This is a genomic window from Actinomyces urinae, from assembly GCF_900119695.1.
Classification (GTDB): Bacteria; Actinomycetota; Actinomycetes; order Actinomycetales; family Actinomycetaceae; genus Gleimia; species Gleimia urinae.
In genome coordinates this window covers 1,586,452-1,610,520 of record NZ_LT632547.1, presented here as the reverse complement: position 1 = coordinate 1,610,520, position 24,069 = coordinate 1,586,452, and the positions used below count along the sequence as shown (strand labels likewise).

The 24,069-nt window shown below is 57.2% G+C and carries 21 protein-coding genes; 10 read left to right on the top strand and 11 right to left on the bottom strand.

Annotation, left to right across the window (positions count from 1 at the left end):
• Window positions 1-50 precede the first annotated feature (50 nt).
• The 3 genes from BQ7114_RS08595 to BQ7114_RS08585 all read right to left on the bottom strand — a co-directional run bounded on the left by BQ7114_RS08595 (window position 51) and on the right by BQ7114_RS08585 (window position 2,687).
• Window positions 51-1,478 (bottom strand): NCS2 family permease, encoded by a 1,428-nt coding sequence (locus tag BQ7114_RS08595; RefSeq protein ID WP_072344508.1) that lies wholly within the window; start codon window positions 1,476-1,478, stop codon window positions 51-53.
• Window positions 1,479-1,573: 95 nt separating this feature from the next.
• Window positions 1,574-2,317 carry a DUF3027 domain-containing protein gene (locus tag BQ7114_RS08590; RefSeq protein ID WP_072345092.1) on the bottom strand — a complete coding sequence of 248 codons (744 nt, stop codon included), beginning with the start codon at window positions 2,315-2,317 and terminating at the stop codon, window positions 1,574-1,576.
• Complete coding sequence (locus BQ7114_RS08585; RefSeq protein ID WP_072344504.1) at window positions 2,310-2,687, bottom strand: cold-shock protein; 378 nt, start codon at window positions 2,685-2,687, stop codon at window positions 2,310-2,312. Before BQ7114_RS08585 ends, BQ7114_RS08590 begins: the two co-directional genes overlap by 8 nt.
• 146 nt (window positions 2,688-2,833) lie before the next feature.
• On the opposite strand from BQ7114_RS08585, the gene BQ7114_RS08580 reads away from it, so the two are divergent.
• The 4 genes from BQ7114_RS08580 to BQ7114_RS08565 all read left to right on the top strand — a co-directional run bounded on the left by BQ7114_RS08580 (window position 2,834) and on the right by BQ7114_RS08565 (window position 7,491).
• Window positions 2,834-4,009, top strand: a complete 1,176-nt coding sequence (locus tag BQ7114_RS08580) for a hypothetical protein (protein WP_143236845.1) — start codon at window positions 2,834-2,836, stop codon at window positions 4,007-4,009.
• A gap of 43 nt (window positions 4,010-4,052) precedes the next feature.
• Window positions 4,053-6,041, top strand: a complete 1,989-nt coding sequence (locus tag BQ7114_RS08575; protein ID WP_072344495.1) for a coiled-coil domain-containing protein — start codon at window positions 4,053-4,055, stop codon at window positions 6,039-6,041.
• Between the two features lie 101 nt (window positions 6,042-6,142).
• Window positions 6,143-6,850, top strand: coding sequence for a PspA/IM30 family protein (locus tag BQ7114_RS08570; protein ID WP_072345090.1), 708 nt, complete (start codon window positions 6,143-6,145; stop codon window positions 6,848-6,850).
• A gap of 80 nt (window positions 6,851-6,930) precedes the next feature.
• The gene (locus BQ7114_RS08565) at window positions 6,931-7,491 is read left to right on the top strand and encodes a PIN domain-containing protein (RefSeq protein WP_072344492.1); all 561 of its coding nucleotides are present in this window, start codon (window positions 6,931-6,933) and stop codon (window positions 7,489-7,491) included.
• Between the two features lie 105 nt (window positions 7,492-7,596).
• Here the strand turns inward: BQ7114_RS08565 and BQ7114_RS08560 are convergent, their stop codons facing one another.
• Together BQ7114_RS08560 and BQ7114_RS08555 are read right to left on the bottom strand one after the other, a co-directional pair.
• Window positions 7,597-8,124 (bottom strand): amino-acid N-acetyltransferase, encoded by a 528-nt coding sequence (locus tag BQ7114_RS08560; protein ID WP_072344489.1) that lies wholly within the window; start codon window positions 8,122-8,124, stop codon window positions 7,597-7,599.
• A 14-nt stretch (window positions 8,125-8,138) separates the two neighbouring features.
• On the bottom strand, window positions 8,139-9,107 hold the full coding sequence (locus tag BQ7114_RS08555) for a sugar-binding transcriptional regulator (protein ID WP_195906744.1): 969 nt from the start codon (window positions 9,105-9,107) through the stop codon (window positions 8,139-8,141).
• A gap of 289 nt (window positions 9,108-9,396) precedes the next feature.
• Here BQ7114_RS08555 and glpK point away from each other — a divergent pair, with 289 nt between their 5' ends.
• The 4 genes from glpK to BQ7114_RS08535 all read left to right on the top strand — a co-directional run bounded on the left by glpK (window position 9,397) and on the right by BQ7114_RS08535 (window position 15,439).
• Complete coding sequence (gene glpK, locus BQ7114_RS08550) at window positions 9,397-10,923, top strand: glycerol kinase GlpK (protein WP_072344486.1); 1,527 nt, start codon at window positions 9,397-9,399, stop codon at window positions 10,921-10,923.
• A 387-nt stretch (window positions 10,924-11,310) separates the two neighbouring features.
• Window positions 11,311-12,900: an anaerobic glycerol-3-phosphate dehydrogenase subunit GlpA gene (glpA, locus tag BQ7114_RS08545; protein ID WP_072344483.1), complete on the top strand. Its 1,590-nt coding sequence runs from the start codon at window positions 11,311-11,313 to the stop codon at window positions 12,898-12,900.
• Window positions 12,897-14,156, top strand: coding sequence for a glycerol-3-phosphate dehydrogenase subunit GlpB (glpB, locus tag BQ7114_RS08540; protein WP_072344480.1), 1,260 nt, complete (start codon window positions 12,897-12,899; stop codon window positions 14,154-14,156). Before glpA ends, glpB begins: the two co-directional genes overlap by 4 nt.
• Window positions 14,156-15,439, top strand: coding sequence for an anaerobic glycerol-3-phosphate dehydrogenase subunit C (locus BQ7114_RS08535; protein ID WP_072344477.1), 1,284 nt, complete (start codon window positions 14,156-14,158; stop codon window positions 15,437-15,439). The genes glpB and BQ7114_RS08535 overlap by 1 nt, the downstream gene beginning before the upstream one ends.
• A gap of 90 nt (window positions 15,440-15,529) precedes the next feature.
• On the opposite strand, the gene BQ7114_RS08530 is transcribed toward BQ7114_RS08535, so the two are convergent.
• Genes BQ7114_RS08530 through BQ7114_RS08520 form a run of 3 tightly spaced genes read right to left on the bottom strand, consistent with a single transcriptional unit; the run spans window position 15,530 to window position 18,783 of the window.
• Window positions 15,530-16,183: a class II aldolase/adducin family protein gene (locus BQ7114_RS08530; protein ID WP_072344474.1), complete on the bottom strand. Its 654-nt coding sequence runs from the start codon at window positions 16,181-16,183 to the stop codon at window positions 15,530-15,532.
• A gap of 6 nt (window positions 16,184-16,189) precedes the next feature.
• Entirely contained in the window at window positions 16,190-17,221 is a 1,032-nt protein-coding gene (locus BQ7114_RS08525; protein WP_072344471.1) for a 2-hydroxyacid dehydrogenase, read from the bottom strand.
• Window positions 17,218-18,783: an FGGY-family carbohydrate kinase gene (locus BQ7114_RS08520; protein ID WP_230206018.1), complete on the bottom strand. Its 1,566-nt coding sequence runs from the start codon at window positions 18,781-18,783 to the stop codon at window positions 17,218-17,220. Before BQ7114_RS08520 ends, BQ7114_RS08525 begins: the two co-directional genes overlap by 4 nt.
• 140 nt (window positions 18,784-18,923) lie before the next feature.
• On the opposite strand from BQ7114_RS08520, the gene BQ7114_RS08515 reads away from it, so the two are divergent.
• Window positions 18,924-19,730 (top strand): DeoR/GlpR family DNA-binding transcription regulator, encoded by an 807-nt coding sequence (locus BQ7114_RS08515; protein ID WP_143236844.1) that lies wholly within the window; start codon window positions 18,924-18,926, stop codon window positions 19,728-19,730.
• Window positions 19,731-19,733: 3 nt separating this feature from the next.
• Here BQ7114_RS08515 and BQ7114_RS08510 read toward each other — a convergent pair whose 3' ends face one another.
• Window positions 19,734-20,519, bottom strand: coding sequence for an SDR family oxidoreductase (locus BQ7114_RS08510; RefSeq protein ID WP_072344463.1), 786 nt, complete (start codon window positions 20,517-20,519; stop codon window positions 19,734-19,736).
• 132 nt (window positions 20,520-20,651) lie between these two features.
• Between BQ7114_RS08510 and BQ7114_RS08505 the strand changes: the two genes are divergently transcribed.
• Window positions 20,652-21,893 carry an MFS transporter gene (locus BQ7114_RS08505; protein WP_072344460.1) on the top strand — a complete coding sequence of 414 codons (1,242 nt, stop codon included), beginning with the start codon at window positions 20,652-20,654 and terminating at the stop codon, window positions 21,891-21,893.
• On the opposite strand, the gene BQ7114_RS08500 is transcribed toward BQ7114_RS08505, so the two are convergent.
• Both BQ7114_RS08500 and BQ7114_RS08495 read right to left on the bottom strand, forming a co-directional pair.
• Window positions 21,890-22,573: a potassium channel family protein gene (locus tag BQ7114_RS08500; RefSeq protein WP_072344457.1), complete on the bottom strand. Its 684-nt coding sequence runs from the start codon at window positions 22,571-22,573 to the stop codon at window positions 21,890-21,892. The two genes, BQ7114_RS08505 and BQ7114_RS08500, sit on opposite strands and share 4 nt — an antisense overlap.
• Window positions 22,566-24,020: a TrkH family potassium uptake protein gene (locus BQ7114_RS08495; RefSeq protein ID WP_083431812.1), complete on the bottom strand. Its 1,455-nt coding sequence runs from the start codon at window positions 24,018-24,020 to the stop codon at window positions 22,566-22,568. The genes BQ7114_RS08500 and BQ7114_RS08495 overlap by 8 nt, the downstream gene beginning before the upstream one ends.
• Between the last annotated feature and the right edge of the window lie 49 nt (window positions 24,021-24,069).

Below are 24,069 nucleotides of genomic sequence, written 5' to 3'. Positions count from 1 at the left end.
CTACGGGCTTGGCTCAGGATCAGTCTGGCCAGGTTGCCCGTAGCGGGAGCTTAGGCCCCCAGTGCAGCCTGGATGGGGCCGAGCACAAAGTAAACTGCAAACAGAATGGAAACGATCCACATGAGCGGTTTAATCTGCTTTGCCTTGCCAACTGCTACCGCAGCGATCACGTAGGTGATGAAGCCGGCGCCAATACCTACCGAAATGGAGTAGGCGAACGGCATGAACGCGATGGTAAGGAACGCCGGAATTGCGATCTCTGGCCTCTTCCATTCAATGTCCAAGACCTGCGTCATCATAAGGAAGCCCACGAACACGAGAGCGGTAGACGCAGCCTCGGTTGGTACTAGCTCCACGACGGGTGCAAGGAAGATGGACAGCAGGAACAGAATACCGGTTACAACAGAAGCGAGACCGGTGCGTGCACCTTCACCAACACCCGCTGAAGATTCAACGTAGGAAGTGTTGGAGGAAGTACCTGCCAGGCCGCCGGCAATGGCTGCAAGAGAGTCGATGACGAGGATCTGGCGCGAGCGCGGCGGGTTGCCGTTCTCGTCCAGTAGATCACCTTCTGCGCCGATCGCAACCATGGTGCCCATGGTGTCGAAGAAGTCGGCAAGCATGAGCGAGAAGATCAGCAGGACAACGGCTAGCGGGCCGAGCTTGCCGAACGCGCCGAATAGGTCAAATGCGCCTAACGACGAGAAATCGGGAAGCGATACCGGGGAGCCGGAAAGCTCTGGAACGGTAACGCCCCAACCGGTCGGATTCTCATCACTCTTCGGTCCGATCGCTGCGACGGCCTGAATGATGACGGCAAGTACGGTAGAAGAGATGATGCCGATTAGGATCGCGCCGCGAACCTTGCGCACGTACAGCACGATGGTTAGCAGAAGGCCAGCTACAAACACGAGGGCTGGCCAGCCGGCAAGCGACCCGTCGATGCCCAGCTGAACGGGGGTGCCGCCGGGGCGGATGATGCCCGCGTTAATTAGGCCAACGAACGCAATGAACAGGCCGATACCAACCGAAATAGCTACCTTGAGCTGGTTCGGCACCGCGTTAAAGACGGCCTCGCGGAATCCGGTTAGAACCAGGATTGTGATGAGGATGCCTTCCCAGACGATTAGACCCATTGCCTCTTGGAAGGTGAGGCCCGAACCGAGAACGAGGGTGAACGCAACCATGGCGTTCAAACCCATGCCGGCCGCGAGCGCCATCGGGTAGTTGGCAACCAGGCCCATGAGGATTGTCATGACGCCTGCGACGAGTGCCGTTGCCGCCGCGATGGTTGGTATCGTTAGGGATCCGTCTTCGGGGAATGCTGCGGATAGGATGATGGGATTAAGAACGAGGATGTAGGCCATTGCGAAGAAGGTGACGAAGCCACCTCGTACTTCGCGACCAATTGTGGAACCGCGTTCAGTAATGTGAAAGAAACTATCTAGCTTTGAGCGCTGTGCAGTATTGGTACTCACAGGCTAATGCTCTCACTGTGCGTACTTTTTCGATTCTGCTACCACCATGTGGACACTGGGTAGCGGGCGTCACATTTCCCGCGTGTTTTCAGGTTTTACAGGTCGCTGATGACCTCTAGGTCCAGTTCGTTCACGCGCGGAGGCACAACGTTCCATTGGCTACCGGTTTCCTGCACGTCGGTTTCGGAGTGGGCGCCGCAGGCATAGGTGAGGGGAACAAGGCGGCCGTCATGGCCGGACCACTCGTTGGAGCACACGCCGAAGCTCTGCCCTAGTTCGGAGCGAAGGGCAACCAGGAAGCCGCAAGACGCGCAAGTGGACTTCGAGTCGGTTTTGTTCACCTTGGCTCGCGAGCGTCTGTGCCACCTGGTGCGCGCGGTGTCAATGCCTTCTCGCGAGAGGGTGCGTACACGCGAGAGGGGTGGCTCGTCTGATCCGTACTTGGAGTCGCGGATCAGCGCGAGGCGGGAATCCTCTTGACGGTAGGGAAGCACGTCTGAGGGGGATACGTCGGATGGACGCAGGCGTTCTTCCCAGGGCACCCATTCGGGTGCGAGCAAGGCGCCTTTACCGGGCAGAAGATCGATTTCAGATACGGTCACTCGCCTCGCTCGCGGAACCCGAGATACGGTTACGGCCCAGTGCCAGCCTTGGTATCCCTCTTTGTTTGCCGCAAAAAAGTGTGTGAGCAAGCGTTCACCTTCAGCGCGATAGCCCAGGTGGTCACCGATTTCGCTTTGTTCTACAACCTCAAGGACGATCTCTAGTGTCTCTTTTACCGCGTCTTTTAGGATCTTATCGGCTGCTACGGCGGGTTCGTTCTTTTCGTTTTCAGGCATCGAAATCATCCGCTACAGCGCGGAGCAGGTCCGCGATCTTCTCTGAGTTGTTCGGGTACTTTCCGTGGCGAAGCGATCCGGATGCGGCGTCGAGTACCTTAATCAGGTCTTCAACTAGCCCAACCATTTGCTGCGGTTTGCGCCGGTTTAGCTTACTTATGGAGGGCGAGGCCTGCAGGATCTCTACGAACATTGCCTGCGCGCCTTTCCGTCCGTCAACTACAGAATATTCAACGCGAGTGCCACCCTTCGGCGCGCGAACGCCTTCGGGCAGTGCGGATGCATGGAGGAACACGGACTCGCCGTCGTCTCCTTCGATAAATCCGAATCCCCGATCCGCGTCGAAGAATTTCACCTTGCCGGTGGGCACGAGGGCCTCCTAAGTCTGTTTTCTCGCTTTGATTGTTACGTCTAACCCCTATGATAGTGCGAGAGACATTGTCATCGCCAAGGGTGGCGCATTTGCGCTGGGAGTTGGTTGGTGTGGCGCATCGCAAAATTGGTGAGGGAGGCCGCGTGAGCACGGTAGTTTGGTTGTTTGGCGCGGGCGCGGCGCTGGTGGTTGTTGCGATTGCTGTTGCTGTTATTGCGCGGCGTTCCCAGGCTCGAAAGAACGGCGAGGACGGTCTAGATTCGCAAAGGGTAGATTCGATTACTCCCTTTGAACCCGCAGATGAACACCAGAGTGGACCCGCAGACGAGGCCGCGGACGACGCAGCGAATTATGACGCAAGCGAGGACGTAGGGAGCAGCTCGGAAGAAGTGCCAGCCCCGACTAACGAGGTGTTATCTCCGGCCGCAGATCCGCTTAACGCATTCGACATGGATGGTGCGATTCGCGAGATGCGCCGTGAGTATTGGGCTTCGCGCTGGATGTTTGGAGAGGATGCCTGCGCCGATTTGCGGTTTGAACTGGGCAGGGCTCGCGCGCTTACGGCTTCTTGCCTGGCCGACGCAACTGTGATGGAAGGAAAAGCTGAACTTCCCGCCGGTTGCACGCGAATGAACGCCGCAGTGTCTGCTTTGAAAGAGCCGGCCGAGCCTCTGCGTAGCCTACGTGCAAACAAGTACGCACATGCCTTAGCCGCGTACAGGGCGGAAGATCCCGCTTCAGTCAATCCGCATCGCGCCGCGGTTCGTGCGGGACGCTACGTAAGCCCAGATCCAACGTTTGGTTTGGCTCGACTCGCCAGTGAAATCGAGGAGGGGCTTGCCACGGCACGCCTGGAGGTGGCAAGGGTTTCCCCCACCGCAGGCTCGGAGGTTTCCGCACGCATGCGTGCGGGTTTGGCGCAGGCACAAAAGATCGTGTCTGAATCCGTGAAGGCTTTGGCCTTGCTACAAGATCCAACTGCTACGGCCTTGCTTCAGATTGAGGCTGACCTACTTCAGGCAGTGTGGATTCGCCGCGCAATTGACCTGACGAGCAAATACTTGCCAGCTAAAGAGTGGGCACGCGTGTCGGGCAGCGAGGTGGAGTGGACGCGCCTAGCGGTGCTTTCTACTCGCCTTGCCGAGATCCTGATAGATCTGCGCGAGATCGTAGAGGCCGAAGATCTAGCAAAGCTCGCGGGTTGCCTCGTGCTACTCGATGCCGGTCCGCAAAATGAACAACCCAGCCTACCGGTTCGCACATGCGAGCAGATAACAAGAACATGTGAGCAGATCGCGCTTGCAGTGAGCGAAGTTTGAACTTTGACCTGACACGAGTCAGCTTTTGCGCAAAACTAGGGGTATGAAGAAGCGTTCTGTACTGGTAGCTCTAGCCACTGCCCTACTGATGTTTTTGCCGTCGATGGCCAGCGCAGCGGTGCGCATTGATGATTCTCACGTGATTGACGAGGTTGGGATTCTCGACGCTGATACCAAGGCCCAGCTTGAAACTACGGCCACAACCGCGGTGGATTTCCCGCTCTACATGGTGATTACGACGGATTGGGAAGGCACTTCTCCATCGTCGTGGTGTTCCAAGCTGGGTGATGATAACCCGTCGCTGCCGGCGTCAGCGGTGGTTTACGCGATTGCAACGGAGCTGGGCGAATACAACATTTGTTTGGGACCATCCGCCCCAGTTGGATCTTCGAAGGCGGACTCTGCGGCGGCCGCGGGATCTTCAAACTTACGTGGGGGTATAACGCCCGAAAACCTGATAGCTGCACTGTCCGACACCTCCAGGCTCCTGTCCGATAGCGAGAACGGCTCAAGTGGCACCTCGGATGATGATTACGATAGCGATCTAGCAGCCGGGACCTTCCTCATCATAGTTTTCGTAGGTTTTATCGGCCTCGTTCTCATCGTTATAGCAGCTCAACGAAGCAAGAAGAAGCATCTGCGTCAGGCCAGGAAGCGCCGCACGGAACAGCTTGAAGATCGCATTAAGAAGCTGAATGTTTCAATGATGCAGACTGATGACGCGGTTCGTGCGGCCAAGGAAGACCTAGCATTCGCACAGGCTCAGTTTGGCGAGCTGGAAACTACGGAATTTGCGCAGGCATTGGATGAAGCCACGGCAATCATGACGCAGGCCTTCAAGAAGCAACCCGAGATGGAGTCGGAAACCAACCCCGATACGCAGACCAAGCTGGTTGACGAGCTAGAAGACGATGTAACTCGCGTTAGCGCGATTTTGGACGCGCAGGCCAAGCGTTTTAGCGAGCTTCGAGACGTCGAATCTAATATCGATTCGAATATTTCCAGCATCGACCAGCGCATAAGCGAGGCGCGCGAGCGGGTGGAGCATGCGAAGTTGGAGATTAAGTCGCTTCGTCTCACCTACTCCGATCAGGTTTTGCAGTCTATTTTAGACAATCCGGACGAGGCCAACCGCCTGCTCGACGCGGCAAGCCAGGCACTCGCGGAGGCCAAGGCGAAGAAGGATTCGGATCGCAAGACGGGCGTTTTCCACGTGAATCTTGCAATGCGCGCGCTCACGCAGGCGCTTGCTCAGATCAAGGAGGTTATGAGCGCTGAGGCGAACTTGCAAGATGCAAAGAATAAGCTGGCCCAAGCTATCGGTTCGATCTCTTCAGATCTTGAGGACGTTTCGCGTCTAGCCCACAACCAGGCGTCGTTCAATCCGTTGGTTGAGGATGCTCATCGCGCGATCGAGCACGGTAACGCGGCCCGACGTGGCGGCGCGGATCCACTGAGTGCTCTGACCGAACTTCATGAAGCCGAGGACGCCCTCGACAACGCATTGTTACCGCTACGTAACGCAGAAGAGAAGCAGCTTCGTACCAATGCTCGCCTGGATCGCAGGTTCGCAGAGGTAGATGCCGCGATCGTCCGGGCCGATTCACGCGTGTCAGCCCACCCGTTCAGCGCTAGTTCGCAGGCGCGAACTCTCATCGCGCGGGCGAAGGCGAAGCGGGCAGAGGCCGCGAAGGTTGCACCGTCTTCCCCCATTGAAGCCCTTGATTTGCTCGCTGACGCGCTTGTGCTTGCCAACCGTGCCGTCGATTTGTCGTCCGGCCCCACGCCGCCGCGCGGTTCGGGAGGTTCGAGTGGCGGAATTGACCTCACCTCACTGATCTTGGGTGGACTTTTGTTTGGCGGCGGTGGATCTAGCGGCCGCTCTAGCGGCGGCTTTGGCTCCGGAGGATCGGGTGATTTCGGCGGAGGCTTTGACTTCGGCGGATCGGGTGATTTCGGCGGCGGTTTCAGTTCCGGAGGCTCCGGCGGTTTCAGCGGTGGTTTTAGCTCGGGTGGATCCGGCAAGTTCTGATTTGGCGCGCGGTGAGTGTCGCGTCACATATATAATGAGAATGCACGTTTGTGCGCGTCTTGGGCGCCTTCGCCCTGGCGTTTTCCTTGAAAGGAGATCACATGGCAGAGAAGCAGTCGATCCTAGGTCGCATTTCCCAACTCGCAAAGGCGAACATCAACGCACTCTTGGACCGCGCTGAGGACCCGAAGAAGATGCTTGATCAGCTTGTTCGCGACTACACCAACTCGATCGCGGAGGCTGAGGAAGCCGTTGCGCAGACCATTGGAAACCTCCGTCTTGCACAGGCCGACTACGACTCTGACGTAGCGGCTGCCAAGGAGTGGGGCGAGAAGGCTGTAGCCGCATCTGCCCGCGCTGATTCCGCTACCGATCCGGCAGAAGTTGACAAGTGGAATAACCTGGCAAAGGTTGCTCTTGGCAAGCAACTTAGCTACGAGAAGTCGGCTGAGAATGCAGCGCCGATGATTGCAAGCCAGACCGAGGTTGTTGACAAGCTCAAGCTTGGTCTTTCGCAGTCGAAGGAAAAGCTGGAGGACTTGAAGCGCCGCCGCGATGAGCTTGTGGCCCGCCAGAAGACGGCTGCCGCGCAGGCGAAGTTGCAGGATACGGTCGGCTCAATCAACGTGCTTGACCCCACTTCAGAGCTTTCGCGCTTTGAGGATCAGATTCGCCGCGAAGAAGCGATGGCTCAAGGCCGCGCAGAACTCGCTGCTGACTCTTTCGCGTCCCAGTTCGACGAACTGGACAACTTGGACGAGCAGTCTGAAATTGAGGCTCGCTTGGCCGCTCTAAAGAAGAAGTCTTAAAACGTTTAGACGCAAGGCTTCAACTACAAATTTCAACTACATGGGTGGGGCTTTCTGCCCCACCCATTGAAAGTACCAAAATGGATCCGCTTACTTATTTAATTATTGATGGCGAAAATATTGACACCACGCTTGGCGTATCGGTGCTGGATCGAAAGCCAGCCTCAGAAGAACGCCCCCGGTGGGATCGCGTTCTAACATCCACCGAGGAACTTTGGGACCAGCCGGTAAGGGGCTTGTTCTTCCTGAATGCTTCGTCGGGTTACATGCCGATGAACTTCGTGCAGGCACTACTCGCAATGCGTTACCGTCCGATCCCCCTTTCGGGCATACCGGATGACCAGGTGGTTGACCAGGGCATTAAGAAGACGCTGGATGCGATCGGCGAACGCGGGTATGGTGACGTGATTTTGGCCAGCCATGATGGCGATTACGAGCCAGAAATCAAGCGCCTCCTTGAGGCTGGTCACCGCGTTGGCATTCTCGGTTTCCCCGAGTTCATCTCGTCGGGCCTGCACGATCTAACAGACGAGGGCTTAGAGATCATCGACATTGAGCACGGTATTGACGCATTCCAGGTGCGCCTGCCTCGCTTGCGAATTATCGATCTGGAGGACTTCGACCCGTACGAGTTCATCTAGGTGTTCGACGGCGAATAACGGCTAACGAGGGCGGCTTTCAACTATGGCTGGAAGCCGCTTTTGTTTGGCGTCTGGGCGCGCGGCTACCTAAAGTAGCGCGCTTTCCTAAAGGTGCAAGATCATGCGAGTGTTGCCCAGAGTGTTGGGTTTGACAGATGCCAGTTCAAGAAATTCGCGCACGCCGTCATCGTGGGTGCGCAGCATCTTTTGGTACACATCTACCCCTACAGCCATACCCTCAAAGGCTTCGAAGCCGTGCCGGGCAAAGAAATCAACTGCAAATGTTAGACAAAAGATGCGTTTTAGTTGCAGGTCACGCGCCCGCTCTATAAGGGCATTCAAGATGAGCGAGCCTACGCCACTTCCACGCGCAGTGGGGGAAGCGGCAAGGGTGCGCACCTCCGCGATGTCGTCCCAGAGCACGTGGAGGGCGCCGCAGGCCAGAACTTCACCGTCTCTTTCAGCAACGATGAACTCTTGGATGTCCTCAAAGTAGGCGATGAGGGGTTTGTCCACAAGGATCTTTTGCTGAACGTAGGGCTTGGTGAGGTTCCATATCGCGCGGGCATCAGCCGGGCGGGCAAAGCGCAACTGCACTTCCCCTGCAGCGGTCTGAACGGTTTGGTTAAGCATCCCCTCCAGTATGGCTAACGCAGGCCGGTGGTGCGCGCGCGTTCCAGCACTCGGCGGGCGGTGCGGTCATCAACCACCAGGTCGGTGACAACGCCGGCGCGTAGCGCGCCAATGAGGGGGATGGCTTTGGCCTCTCCCGCTACCACGCAAAGGCGCGTGGGAATGGTTTTCAGTAGCTTCGGAGTGGGACCGGATGCGCGCCGGTTAATGGACATGTCTTCATACGAGCCATCTTCGCGAATGAGGACGGTGCAAATGTCTCCCACCACCCCCTCGTTACGTGCTTCCGCCATTTCGGATGGGTCGAGGAATCCCGCGGAGTACACGTGCGAGGGCACGTCTCCCCCAAAAGCACCTACGCCGAACATCGCCACATCAACCTTCGAGATGAGATCCACTACGCTCTTCACCGAACGCTCGCGCCACATCGCTTCTTTCGTTTCTTCATAGTCGAAGAAGGCGGGCACAGGAAAATGCACCATGGACGCCCCAAGAGCATCGGCTGCCCGCGAGATAGTAGTGTCGATGTAGTTGACGCCCGTGCCGGATGCGCTTGCTGCGCCGTTCATTTGCACAACCGTTGTGTTGTCGATGTTCACCGGCGTGAGATTGCGGGCAACCTCAGCGGTGGTATTACCCCACGCGATACCGATCTTGCTGCCTGGGTGGATGAAGTCGAGCAGGCGTTCGGCCGCAACTTTAGCTACCGAGTCGAGGCGGTTCACGCCGGTGTCGTGGTCGCGCACGCGCACCACGGTTGAGTGGATGCCGAAAATCTGGTTGAGCTCGCCGGCTAGGGTGCCGCGCTCGCCGGGCGCTGGCGCTACGGTAATGCGGACCAGGCCGGATTCGCGGGCATATGCCAGTAGTCGCGAAACGGAGGACCGCGAAACCCCGAGGTGACGCGCAATCATCTCCATGGTTTCGCCCTGCAGGTAGTACATTGATGCAGCCTCGTGCGCATCGTTATCACGTATGCTCATTCTTCATAGTTTGCCATGCACGGCTGTTCAATTCAGGAGGTTAGGAGTTCATACCTGCAATCTAGACCACAGTTTTGGGATACAACTAGCTATCGATGTCGCTTACTGATGACCAGACAGCGCATTCAAGGAGCCTAACTGCAAACCGGCGACCCGATTGGTTTGTAGTGCAAGTCTCAAAGATGAGCGATAGACTTCGTGATGCATGGCACAAAGGTGCAGCGACGCAGGTCAACGCTTGTTGATTCGCCCATTATTCAACTGTTTGCACAAGGAAGTGAAGGTAAACATGAGCGAAAAGAAGTACGTACTTGCCATTGATCAGGGCACTACGTCATCTCGCGCAATTGTGTTCGACCATGACGGCGAAATTGTTTCGGTAGGGCAGCTCGAGCACGAGCAGATCTTCCCGAAGGCCGGCTGGGTAGAGCACAATCCGATTGAGATTCGCGACAACATCCATCAGGCAATCGGCTCCGCATTGGCAGGCGCGGCTATCAACCGTCACAGCCTAGCCGCTGTCGGTATCACCAACCAGCGTGAGACCGCGATCGTTTGGGACAAGAACACTGGTGAGCCGGTTTACAACGCAATCGTTTGGCAAGATACGCGTACGGCTGAGATCGTTCGCGAGCTCGCCGGCGACGAAGGCAACGACCGCTTCCGCGATCGTTGTGGCCTCCCGCTTTCCACCTACTTCTCCGGTCCAAAGATCAAGTGGATTCTCGACAATGTAGAGGGCGCTCGCGAGCGCGCTGAGGCCGGCGATCTCCTGTTTGGCAACACGGACACCTGGACGCTATGGAACCTGACCGGCGGTCCGGATGGCGGTGTTCACGTAACTGACGTAACGAACGCTTCTCGTACGATGCTCATGGACATCAAGACGCTGAAGTGGCGCGAGGACACCTGTGCTGACATGGGCATCCCGATGTCGATGCTTCCGGAGATTCGCTCTTCCGCAGAGGTCTACGGCTACGGTTCGAAGAACTCGCTGATCATCGACACCCCGATCGCGGGTATCCTCGGTGACCAGCAGGCTGCAACGTTCGGCCAGGCTTGCTTCGAAAAGGGCATGGCTAAGAACACCTACGGCACCGGCTGCTTCATGCTTATCAACACCGGTGAAGAGCCCGTTCAGTCCGAGAATGGCCTTCTGACCACCGTTTGCTACAAGATTGGCGATCAGCCAACCAAGTACGCTCTCGAGGGTTCGATTGCTGTTACAGGCTCGCTCGTACAGTGGGTCCGCGACAACCTGCACATGATCCACACCGCTCCAGAAATCGAGCCGCTTGCTAAGTCCGTTAAGGACAACGGTGGCGTCTACTTCGTTCCGGCGTTCTCCGGCCTCTTCGCCCCGTATTGGAAGGACGAGGCCCGTGGCGCCATCGTTGGCCTCACGCGTTACAACACCGCTGGCCACATCGCCCGCGCTGTCCTTGAGGCCACCGCGTTCCAGACCCGCGAGGTGCTTGACGCTATGAACGCTGACTCGGGCGTTGATCTGACCGAGCTTCGCGTTGACGGCGGCATGGTTGCTAACGAGTTGCTCATGCAGTTCCAGGCTGACGTGCTTGGCGTAGACGTTGTTGCTCCGAAGGTCACGGAGACCACCGCTCTTGGTGCTGCATACGCAGCTGGTATTGCGGTTGGCTTCTGGCAGGGCGAGCAGGACGTCATCAACAACTGGTCTGAAGGCAAGCGCTGGACGCCGAAGATGGATGCGGAAGAGCGCGAACGCACCTACCGCCTATGGAAGAAGGCAGTAACTCGCACCTTCGACTGGGTTGACGAGGACGTTCGGAACGCATAACTCCTAGTTCCAAGAAGGTGTGGCCCCGATTTTTCGGGGCCACACCTTTTGCACATTCGTTCGAGCAAGTTTTGATTTGACCTGTCAAGAGACAGCGATCACGATTTATCTAAGTCTTTCGTTTCATAAATACCCGACCTTGGCTGTTCACAAACGTGCACGGCGAGACACAAAATTCCGGTCCACGCCTGCAAGGTCCGGTTTAGCAAAGTTATAAATCCGCGTAAACAAGCGGAAAACACAAGAACTAGATTGCACATAATTTCAGCAGAAGAAGCAAGCATTGGGAATCCGAAAATCGGCAATTAGCGAATGTTTTTCGTCCTAGCCTTGAGGTGAGATGAGTGGCCGCGGGTGCGGCCACTCCCTGATGACCAGGAGTGATCAATGAAGAAACTCGACACAGAAGTTGTTGTTATCGGTGGTGGAGCAACCGGTGTCGGCGTGCTGAGGGACCTCGTAATGCGTGGTTTCAAAGCAGTTTTGGTAGAACGCGCCGATATTGGCCAGGGCACCACGGGCCGTTACCACGGACTCCTCCACTCCGGTGGACGATACGTCGTATCAGACCCTATTTCGGCAGCCGAGTGTGCTGAAGAAAACGAGATTATTGCGAACCTGCACCCGGATGCAGTGGAGGACACGGGCGGCCTCTTTGTTGTAACGCCTGAGGATGATCCTGAGTATGGCGACCAGTTCCTTGCCGGTGCCCAAGCTACCGGCGTGTGGACCGAAGAAATTGAACCGTCAGAAGCACTGGCGCAAGAGCCCCGTCTAAACCCGGGTTTGCTACGCGCATTCAAGGTGAAAGATAAGACGGTTGATGGTTGGGCGATGCTGTGGGGCGCAATCCGCTCCGCAAAGCAGTACGGCGCTGAGGTTCTCACCTACCACCGCGTTGAGAAGATCGAGACCGCATACAACCAGGTGATCGCAGTTCATGCCCACGGTATGAAAACCGGCGAGGACGTTCGCATCAACTGTAAGTTTGTGATCAACGCCGGTGGCCCCTGGTCCGGTCAGATCGCGGCGATGGCTGGTGCGCATGGCGTGGACGTGGTTCCTGGCCGCGGCATCATGATCGCGATGAACCACCGCCTGGTAAACCAGGTTGTGAACCGCTGTATCTACCCCTCCGACGGTGACATCATCGTTCCGGTGCACACGGTTTCAATTATCGGCACCACGGATGTGAAGGTGGAGGACCCAGATCACCTGGAGATTCCACGCAACGAAGTTCAGCAGATGCTGGACGCTGGTGAAGCTCTGATTCCAGGATTCCGCGAGGCGCGTGCGGTGCACGCATGGGCGGGCGCTCGTCCGCTCGTTAGGGATAGCCGCGTGGACGCTTCGGATACGCGCCACATGTCGCGCACCATGTCGATCATCGACCACTCCACGCGCGACGGCATTGGCGGCCTACTCACGATTGCTGGCGGCAAGCTCACCACGTACCGCTTGATGGCTAAGAACGTTGTTGACGTGATGTGCCGCCAGATGGATGACTGGCGCCCTTGCCGCACGGCGGAAGAGATCATGCCGGGCACCCAGCGCGGTGACAACTACGAGGTCACTCACCGCCTCGAAGAGCGTGAGGGCGACCGCTTTGACGCGCAGATTGTTTGTGAGTGTGAGCTCATGAACCGCAAGATGTTTGAAACCCTGCTTGAGTCGCAGCCGGATGCAACGTTCGACGATTTGCGTCGCCAGCTTCGCCTAGGTATGGGCCCGTGTCAGGGCGGTTTCTGCTCTATGCGCGCAGCGGGTATCACCCAGCAGATGGGGCGCGGCGATGCCGCTCATGTTACGGAGCTGATGCGCTTGTTCTTGAAGAACAGGTGGATTGGTTTGTGGCCGATCCTGTACGGGCGTCAAGCTCGACAGACAGCGCTTGATGACTGGATTTTCCAGGGTATTTACGACATTGAGCACCTTCCCAGCGCGGACGATTCGAACAACAGTAAGGCAGTGCGATGACAACGGTAGTTATTGGCGCGGGTATCGCGGGACTTACCGCAGCAATCCGGCTTCGCGAGGCCGGCGAGCCCGTTATTTTGGCCTCGAAGGGTATCGGCGGCCTGCAGCTTTCACAGGGCACGATTGACGTTCTCGGATATGCTCCGGATCGTCTTGAGAAGCCGCTTGAAACAATCGCGGAGAATAAGTTCGAAAAGGGCGCTCCGGAAGGCGATCACCCGTACTCCATTATTGGCGCGGATGCGGTTCGCGAGGGCGTTAAGTTCATGATGAACGAGGTTGGCGAGGGCCTACTGGTTGGAGATGCCCAGAAGAACGTCCTGCTGCCCTCGGCTATTGGCGCAATGCGTCCCACTTGCATCGTGCAGCCTTCAATGATGGAGGGAGCGATCGAACCGGGCAAGCGTTACCTGGTGGTTGGATTCCGACAGATGAAGGACTTCTTCCCCGAGTTCGTGGCGGGCAACCTGGAGCGCCAAGAGATTGGCGGTCAGCAGATTAAGGCACGCACGCTAATGCTGGACTTCGAGGTCCGCGAGGGCGAGATAGATTCAACGGCACTAACGTTTGCGCGCGCACTGGAAGATCCGATTTTGCTGCGCAAACTTGCTGACACGATCCGCCCGCACGTAGAAGATGGCGAGGTCGTAGCGCTTCCAGCAATCCTCGGTGTAAACGGCGAGGGCGTGTGGAAGCAATTCCGTGAACTCCTGGGACACCCGGTGTTTGAGATCGCTCTACAGCCCCCGTCGGTTCTCGGCATGAGGTTGAACCAGAAGCTCACGCAACGGATCAAGGACCTGCGGGTTCGCCTGATGCTCGGCGCTGAAGTGACCGGCGTTAAAACCGATGGCAAGCGCGTCACCCATGTGATCACCGACAGTGCAGGTGGCGGTCGCGAGATTGCGTGCGACAACGTGGTCCTGGCTGGCGGCGGGTTCGAGTCCGGTGCGATAACGCTGGATTCTTACGGCAAGATTTTTGAACGCGCATTGGGTCTGCCAGTGACGGGTGGTGAACTGCCAGACCTGGTACACGGTGACTACTGGGGCGAGCAGCAGAACCTGTTCAAGGTAGGCGTTGCGGTTGATGGCGAAATGAGGCCGCTGGACCGCGACGGCAAGGTTGTGTACGACAACGTACGTGTAATTGGTGGAACGATTGCTGGCGCTAAGCGTTGGCGAGAGAAGTCGGGCGAAGGTATTGCTCTTGGTTCGATGATTCGGGCAACCGATTCGATTCTCGGAGGTAAGTAATGAGTGACGCATTGAAGTTCGCACAGCAAAACTTTGCGCGCGCAACCCTAGACAACTGCGTTAAGTGCACGATCTGTGAGACGCAGTGCCCAGTGGCCCGCGTAACTCCACTGTTCCCCGGACCTAAGTTTGTGGGCCCGCAAGCAGAGCGGTTCCGCCACGGCCAGTCGGTAGACCACTCGCTGGACTACTGCTCGGGTTGTGGTATTTGCACCATGGTTTGCCCGCAGGGCGTGAAGATCGCAGAAATTAACGCGCAGGCCCGCGCGGTTATGAAGGCGCAAAATGGCATGCCGATTCGTGACCGCCTAATCACCCAGACCGACCTCATGGGCAAGGTAATGACCCCGTTCGCACCCATTGCGAATACTGCACTGGGCATCAAGCCGCTGCGCAAGGTTGTTTCCGCTGTTGTCGGCGTTTCTGAGGGAGCGCCTATGCCCACTGCGCACAACCAGTCGCTTCGCGGATGGTTGAAGAAGCGCAAGGCTCCGGCCGGCCCGGCACCGCGCGGCCCGATCGTGTTCTTCCATGGCTGTGCAGGTGGCTACTTTGAGGTTCAGACTTCGAAGCACACCATCGAGCTACTGGAACACCTCGGCTATGAGGTTCTGGTGCCAGAGCAGGGATGCTGTGGCTTAGCTGAGCAGTCCAACGGCATTTTCGGCGGCGCAACCAAGAAGGTTTTGCGCCTGTGCGACGCCCTCCTTTCGGAAGGTAAGGACCTCACCATCGTGTCCTCATCTGGCTCTTGCGCGGGCATGCTGAAGCACGAGGCTAAGGAAATCATGGGTCTTGATGATCCTCGGCTTGAAGATGTTGCGGTACGCACCGTGGAGACGTCGGAATTCCTCCTTGACCTGTACTACAAGGGCGAACTTCCCGTGGAGGACCTGCGCCGTCTGGATATGACGATTCCTTACCACCAGCCGTGCCAGGTGAAGAGCCAGGCTATGGGCATGCCGGCCGTAGAGCTCATGGAGCTCGTCCCGGGCGTCAAGGTAGTGGAGTCCAACCAGCCTTGCTGTGGTATTGCGGGCACGTACGGCATGAAGTCAGAGAAGCGCGAGATTGCCGAGGCTGTTGGCAAGCCCGTGTTTGACTTCATTCGCCGCAACAACCCCGACCTTGCAGCATGTGACACGGAAACGTGCCGCTGGCAGCTGGCAAAGGGATCCGGCGCGAAGATGATTCACCCGGTTTCTCTTCTGCACTGGGCATACGGCCTCTCTGACGATTTGCTTGAGGGCGCAATCGACGCCTCCGCAGCGGCGCAGAAGTAGGTAGATTTCGACCATATGAAACGCGGCCCCGAGCAATCGGGGCCGCGTCCTAATTCAACTAGGAGTTAGGTTACGCCTGAGTTTGCCGGGCTAGTCCTTGTCGCGCGCGGGCTGCTTGCCGTAGTTGGCCATGCCAACTCCCGCATCGTGCATCTGCTGCTCCGAGAGCAGCGCCACCGGCAGACCCGTTGAGAGTGCCCGCAACTGAATCTCACAAATATATTCGAGTAGCGGCAGGCCATTTACAGCCTTCTTCAAGTTAGGGCCAATGGTGATAGCGCCGTGGTTCTTCATGAGCGCTGCAGTGCGGCCTTCAAGCGCCTTGGTTACGTTGATTGCCAAGTCATCAGAGCCAAAGCCCGCGTAGGGGGCCACACGGATCGGCCCGCCAAACATCGCGCTGTAGTAGTGCGACGTGGGAATCTCATCCACAACCAAGCCGAGCGCAGTCGAAGCCGGAGCGTGGTTGTGCGTGACAGCCCGTGCGTCCGTGGACTTGTAAATATTGAGGTGAAGGGGCAGTTCCGAGGACGGCTTGAGCTTGCCATCTACGATGTTGCCCTCCATGTCGGTAACCACAACGTCCTCGGCGGTCATTTCTTCATAGGGAACGCCCGAGGGAGAGATGGCAACGAGGTCATCGACTCGAACAGACACGTTTCCAGCGGTGCCGACAATGAGTTTCTCGGCCTGCATGAACAGGCAGGTTTCAACGATTTCTTTGCGTACTTCTTCTAGAAGCATGATTTCCTACTTTCTGAGAACATCCGGGTTGGCAACGTGGGCGGGAGTTTCGCCGCGAGCGAATGCGGCGATGTCTGCCGCGCCGATCTTGGCGGCAAGAATGGAAGCATTCTTGGAGGCACCCGCAAGGTGCGGGGTGAACGTGATTCCGGGCGTCTTAAGCAGCCTGTGGTCGGCAGGCATGGGCTCTTCTGGCAAGCAGTCGAGCGCCGCCGCAAATAGGTGGCCAGAATCGAGCGCATCCGCAAGGTCGTCGTAATCGACCAGCGTTCCGCGGGCAGCATTGATGAAGATTGAGCTTTCCGGCATGAGCGCAAACTTTTCCGCGTTCATCATGCGCGTATTTTCCTTTGATTCGCGCACGTGAAGCGTAACGATATTAGAGGCCTTGAGTAGGTCCTCAAGATTGTCTACGAACTCAATATTGTCCGCCCCGCTGCGATCCTTGGTCCACGGATCGTAAACCAGCACCTTGCCACCAAATGCGGCAATAATGTTGGCCACTCGCCTCCCGACGTTGCCGTAGCCAATGACGCCAACGGTTGACGAGCCTATCTCGGGCCCCACGTTGTCGAAAATGTAGTAGTCCGACCTCCATTGACCGCCCACAACCTCCATGTGGCGCTGCGCGATCTGACGGGCAGCGGCGAGGATCAGCGCAACCGTGTGCTCCGCGGTTGCTACCGCGTTACGTCCCGGTGCGTAGCTGACGAGCACCCCGTGTTTGGTTGCGGCGTCAATGTTTACGTTTACCGGCCCGCCTCGGCAAATGGTGATCATCTTCAGGTCAGGGCAAGAAGAGATCACTTTTTCGGTAAAGGGGAACGTGTGCGAGAACGCCACGTCAACGCCTTGGAGCGCTTCGATTAGTTCGTCCTCGTCACCGAGGGCCTCGCGAACCTCACCCACGTCATGGAATGGGGGCACGGGCCAGGTGGAGGCAATCGAAGAAACTTCGGCGTCGGGAAGCTCACGCAGTAGCGCCTCCTTCAAAATGTCGTCCCTTAAAAACTGGTCTGATGCGAGTAAAACTTTCACGCCTCGCTCCTTTCACCACTGCTACGACGCAACTCGCGCATTTCGGGCCACACCGGCTGCAGAGCCTGACGCGTCTTCACGAACACCTCATGCGACTTCTTGTAAGCCTCGAACTTTGCCGGGTCCGGCTCGAAAGTCTCTAGCGAGGTGCGCAGAGCCTCCGATGCCTCCTCCACAGTGTCGAAGCGACCTGCGGAAACTAGCGCCAAAACTGCGGCTCCGCGAGCGCCAGCCTCGGGCGCGTCTTGGCGTACAACGGTCTGCCCGGTGGCATCCGCCAGGATCTCGCAAATGAGGTCGGAGCGGAAGCCGCCGCCAGAGACTACCAGGTCGGAGCGGATCTGCAGCGTGTTAATGCATTCAACGAGGGAGAACGCTACGCCCTCGTACACGGAACGCAAAATGTCTTCGGTACTGGACGTGAGCGACATGCCCGCCCACGAGGCCGACGCGTTCGTGTCAAGGAAGGGGGCGCGCTCGCCGCCGGGTGAAGCGTAGGGCAGGTACACCACGCCGGAAGCGCCTGGCTTCGACATGCGTGCACGTTTTTCAAGTTCGGACCAGTTCTTCTCTTCCAGACCCAATACCTTGCGAATCCAGTCGAGGTTGGGCGTGCCCGTCATGGGCGCCATGAACTCCAACACCTGCTTGCCGTTGCCGGTAGCAAGCACCATCGATAGGTCGGAGCGGCGCTCACTAACCGACGGTAGCAGCGTTCCCACAAAAGCGGTGGTGCCAAGAATCAGCCACGAATCACCATTCTCGAGCGCGCCCAGGCCCATTCCGGTTACCGCAACGTCGATCATGCCAACGCCAACCGGAGTGCCCGCAGGAATACCGGTTTCACGCGCTGCCTCTTCACTGAGGGGCACCGCCTTGCCGTCCGCGCGGTGGATCTCCGGGAGAAGCCTTGCGTATTCCTCGAGCCCCAGATCCTTAGCGAGTTCTGCGCTAAAACCGTCGGTTGTACGCACGTCCAAGAACGAGCGCGAGGCCTCTGTGTAGTCGGTCAAACGCTCACCGGTGAGCTTAAACCGGATCCAGTCCTTACAGTTCAAATGCGTAGTTGCACGGGCTACTACCTCGGGCTGCGTGGCCGCCAGCTCCTCGATCAGTACAGGGAACAGGCCACCAAACGTTGTTGTACCCGTAACCTCTAACACCTTTGCAGCGCGGCCATCCTCGTCCCACTGCTTCACCCGCTTTGCAGCACGCCCGTCCAACCAGTTCGCGGCCGGACGCACCGGCTCGCCGGCCTCATCAATCAGCCACGCACCATCGCCCTGGCCGGTAAGACCGATACCAACGATCTTGGAATCCTTGACCTCGCCTGCAACTTCGCGCAAGCAGGTGGCCACGGCCTCCCAAATCTGATTCATGTCCTGCTCAGCTTCACCGTTGTCCCCGTACTGAACAGGAACAGCTTCGTGATGCGTTGCCAAGATCTTTCCGTGCAGATCAAATGCCACAGCCTTTACTGCTGTAGTGCCGCCATCTACGCCGATAACAACTTCTTGCACAGCTTCCGCCTCCCTAAACCGAGCAACCCCAGTGTCGCTCACCACAGCCAGGCTAGAGCGAAAGGCGTTTTTTATCAATACGCTTGCAGTTTTTCTCAAATAAATGAGAAAATCATGCAAAGTCAGTGCAGGTTTTAGATATTCTTAAGTTAAGTCACATCATTTTTCGCAAGGATTGTCGTATGTCTACTAAGCCAAAACCCACGTTGGCCCCTACAAAAACCGACTGGTCAGATCCACCTAGCCGCCGCGAGTGGATAACCGACATGCTTTTTGAGCTGGGCGAGCTCCACATTGAGCAGATTGCAGATGCCCTCCACATCTCTACCGCCACCGCTTATCGAGACGCGCAAACCCTGGAAAACCAGGGAATCGTTATCCGCTCCAAGGGTTTTCTCCGCGCGGTAGCCCCCTCCACTGCCGAACTGCCCGCGGCCGTGCGAGCCAAACGTCAGCTGGATGAGAAACGCACCCTTGCACATGCAGCGGTAAAACTTGTTTCACCCGGCGATGTAATTATCCTCGACGATTCCACAACCAACATGCCCCTCATCCCAATCTTGAAACAGATAAAGTCGCTAACCATCATCACTAATTCGCTTTACGTGGCGCGCGAATTTAGCGAAGTTCACTCGGTCCAGCTAATCCTGCTGGGCGGGAACTATATGAACTGGGCTGACTCATTCTACGGAACACATGCGGCCGAAATGGTTAAAGACTTCCGTGCCGACATCTCATTCATGTCAGATGCAGCGGTTTGGGCTGACTCGATCTACAATCCGAAAGACTTCGTGGTCAACATGAAGCGGGCGATACTGCAGGCTTCTGGGCGCAAAGTGCTGATGTTAGATCACAACAAGTTCTCGCGCGCTGCCTGGCAACGCACCGCATCACTCGAGGAGTTCACAACCATTTTCACAACAACTCACGCATCTTCCAAGGACGTGGAGAACCTGCGCAGATACTGCAGCGACGTGCGGGTGGTTTAACCATCAAAGAACGGGCGTTGCTCCCCCATCAAGGCGAAGGGCGGTACCCGTAATATAAGCCGCCTGCCGCGAAGCGAGGAAGGCCACCGCGGCGCCCATCTCGGCCGGATCGCCCAGGCGTTTCACCGGAATGGTCTGTTCAAACCGCTCGCGAACACCTGCGGCACTCACGCCCTCGCGGGTAGCGGCGTCCTGGTCAAGCTGGTCGATACGCGGCGTCAAGATGCGGCCTGGATGAACCATATTCACCGTGACACCGTCCCCACCCACTTCTTGGGACAGAGCCTTCAAGTACCCCGCCAAGCCTTGGCGCCCAATGGTTGAGAGCACCAGCTGCTGTGAAGGGGTAACCACCGCAGTAGACCCGATTGCAATGATCCTGCCCCAACCGCGCTCACGCATTCCGGGCAGAACCCGATTAACCATGAGCACGTGTGGCTCAATAAGGCGCGCGGCGGCTCCAGCAACATCCTCACTCGTGATTGTTGAGGGCGAAGCTGGCTTCGGTCCCGGCCCGTTCAACACCAGGATGCTAACCGGCCCCAACTCGCGCTCGCACGTGCTGATGGCCTGTTCAATGGAGGTGGCATCCTCAACATCTAGTGGCGCCTCAAGCGCAACTCCTCCGGCCTCGCGAATCTGTTTCACAACTTCCTCACGAGCCTTTGCAGTACGGCCCGTAACGCAAACATGTGCTCCTTCCGCGGCAAGCGCCACTGCACTCGCTCTTCCAAGCCCGGATGTTGAGGCCGCAACGAACGCAACTGTCCCGCTGATTTGCAGATCCATAGAATCTCCTAACCGTTTTACTACCAGCCTAATAGCGTTACCATCACACGGCTAGGCAGGTAGTTTGGTTAGCCTTATTAGCCGGTCTCATCCATGTTTCATAGGGTGGAAGCCGAGCGAGGAAGGTGGCACGTGGCAGAAGAAGAAAAGACCGAAAGGTCCAATGTAAACAGGTTTATTGGCGCGAATGCCCTGCAAAATATTGGTGACCAGGTCATTGCCGCCAAAACTGTTTTGCCGTGGATACTACAGGCCGGCGGAGCGCCCGGTTTCACAATCGCCATGCTCGTGCCAGTGCGTGAATCCCTCTCCATGCTCCCCCAGGCCGCGTTCACCCCGTGGGTTATCGGACACAAACGCCGCAAGAGCATCTGGGTGATCGGAGCGATCGGCCAGGGCGTAGCTGCCCTGCTCATGGCAGTTGCCGCACTCCTCCTCGAAGGCTTGGCTCTTGGCCTCGCTTTCCTCCTGCTACTCGCCGTCTTCGCTACCTTCCGCTCCCTCAGTTCAATCGCTTCGAAGGACGTGCAGGGACGGATCGTGGATAAGGGCAAACGCGGTCTTATCACCGGACGATCAGCTGCTATCGGCGGCCTCGTCTCGCTCGTGATTGGCCTAAGCATCTCCCTCACGCCAGCTTTGCAAAAGCCGAGCTCCCTCGTAGTTCTCATTGTGTTTTCCGGACTCATCTGGTTCCTGGCCGCCCTGGTGTTCAACAAGATTGACGAGCCTATCGATCCGGATGCCGATGGAGGAGGCCTCGACAAAGCGTGGTGGAAAGACACCTGGGAACTGTTTCGCGATCAAAAGGACTTCCGCAACTTCGTGATTGTGCGTTCACTGTTGCTCGTATCGGCGCTTTCAACGGCTTTTATCGTCCTGCTCTCGCAAGAAGTGGATAGCGATATCACAGGGCTTGGCCTATTCCTGGTTGCGTCCGGACTTTCCGCACTTATTGGCGGGCGAATCTCCGGCAAGTTTTCTGACAAGTCCTCAAAAAACACCATGTCCATTGGAGCGGGGGCGGCCTCCATAATCATTTTGCTCACCCTCGCTGCAGTTCGTTTTGGGCCTCAAACTGCCCTCACGTGGATCCTGCCAACCTCGTTCTTTGCCCTCAACCTCGCTCATATTTTGGTGCGCGTGGCCCGAAAAACCTACATCGTTGACATGGCCGAATCGGACGTGCGAACGCGGTACGTGGGAGCCGCGAACACGCTCATGGGCATCATCTTACTTCTAGTGGGTTTGATCTCCGGCGCACTCGCAATGTGGGGTGCTTCGCCTGCACTGATTTTCCTAGCACTCGTTGGGTTTGCGGGAGTCTTCGCAGCCTCTCACCTACCCGAGGTTTCAAACCCTGCGACGGATTAAGCGAACGCGATCTCGAGGTTGTTGGACGGACCTGCGGCCAAAACAGTTTGCCCCGCAACCAGCCTGGTATTGGGAGAAACCTGCTCCCACGTCCCATCTTCTTGGCGAATCCCAATCAGGGTGACTCCGTGCCCGGACCTGAAACGCGTTTCGCTTACCAGTTTCCCGCCCACTTTTTCAGGCACAGTAGCCGTTGCCAACGCAAACCCATTTCCGAGGTCAAAAAAGTCTGAAAGCCGGCGAGTAATGAGGTGCGCAGCCCTCTGCCCCATGTTCTTCTCTGGCTCAAACACATGTTTTATTCCTAGTTGCCGGAATATTTCAGCCTGCTGCGCAGTTGCCGCCTTAGCCCAGATTTCCGGCCCATCTAGCTGTAATAGCGCAGATGCGACGAGGATGGAGGACGCCAAGTTCTCCCCGATTGCAACCACGGCAGTTTGGAACTCATCAACGCCCAGTTGCTGTAGCGCCTCAACGCTGGACGCGTCGGCTTTCACCACCTGCGTGAAACGCCCTCTCATCGCCTGGACTACGTCCGTATCCTTATCTATTCCAAGCACTTGCACGCCGGATGCAACGAGTTCCTCGCCCATTGCCGTTCCAAAACGTCCCAGGCCGATGATGGCAACATCGCCAGCTTCTCCGGCAAGAACTCGCGGAAGGAATGAAAAACTAACCAATGATTGGCCTTTCCTTAGGAAGCTCATACAGCTTCGTATCTGGTCGAATAGTTAAGACTGTTGCAACTGCCACGGGCCCCACTCGTCCGAAGAACATAAGCGCGCAAATGATCAGTTGCGCCGCTATAGGCAGCTGCGGGGTGATGCCCGTTGTTAGGCCCACCGTGCTAAGTGCGGATATGACCTCATACAACACCGGGTCCATTCCCCAAGGCGTGAGAACCATGATTATGGCGGTGGCACCCACAACCAGGCTGAATGCAATCATGAGCACCGTAATCGCCGCACGCTGGGTGGAGCGGCCAATGCGGGAGCCAAACAGTTGAACGGCCTGGCCCGCCCGGATCTCAGTCAGAACCAAAAAGACGAGCACCAGCATGGTTGTCACCTTCACACCGCCCGCGGTGCCAGCCGGACCTGCTCCAATAAACATGAGGATGTCTGTGACCAGCCAAGTGACGTCGCTTTGCGTTGCTATATCCATCGAGTTAAATCCGGCTGTACGCGGCGAAATTGCCGTGAACAGTGTGATGAGAAGCTTATCTGCAGTACTGTACTGACCCGTTTGCGAAAGGTTGCTCCACTCAAGCAGCGTAATGAGTAACCAACCGGTAAGAATGAGACCAATGGTTCCGTGCACTACTAGACGCGCGTTAAGCGACCAGTGCCACGGCTTCCTCGTCCTTGTTTTTAACGCGTGCACGATTTCAGCCAGAACCGGGAACCCGAGGCCTCCAATCACAATCAGAATTGAGATTGGCAAGATTATGAACGGGTCTGTAGCAAACGGGATCAAACTGTCGGTTTCCAAAGAGAAGCCGGCATTATTGAACGCAGAAATCGAGAAAAACGTGCCCCACTGCAGCGCCTCACCCAGCGATTTGGAGCGCACGTAGAAGTCGATTACCAGCGGGATCGCAAGAACTACCTGCACAATCAGGGCCATACCCACAATACGTTTCACGAATCCGCGCATATCTGACATTGTGAGGGCGCCGGTGATTTGAGCGACCACGAGGCGCTGGCTCAAACTCAGGCGGTGGGCTACGTATACGGCGAGGAGGGCAGCGAACGTCATCGCCCCCAAGCCACCAATCTCAATGAGTATTGCGATCACCGCGTGACCGAATGTGCTCCAGTATGTGGCCGTATCCACCACGATCAGGCCGGTTACACAGGTGGCCGAGGTTGCGGTAAATAGAGCTACAGACAGCGGCGCCCCTCCCGCAATGGAGGGGCCGGCAACTGCCACCGGCACATTTCCTGGCCACATGGGAGCGTCAGACCTCGCTATAGGGAGCATTAGCAATACGGTTCCAACCAAAATCGCTATGCCCAGTCCAAGCAGGGCCATTCGCGCCGGGTAAAATCCTACGCTTCGCGCTTGCACGCGCCTCTGCTTGCGAGCCTTCTGCTCGCCTAACATCTTGGCTTTGATACCAAGCATTGTAGTGCTCTGGCCAAAGAAAACGTTATGCCGATTGAGTATGAGTTAA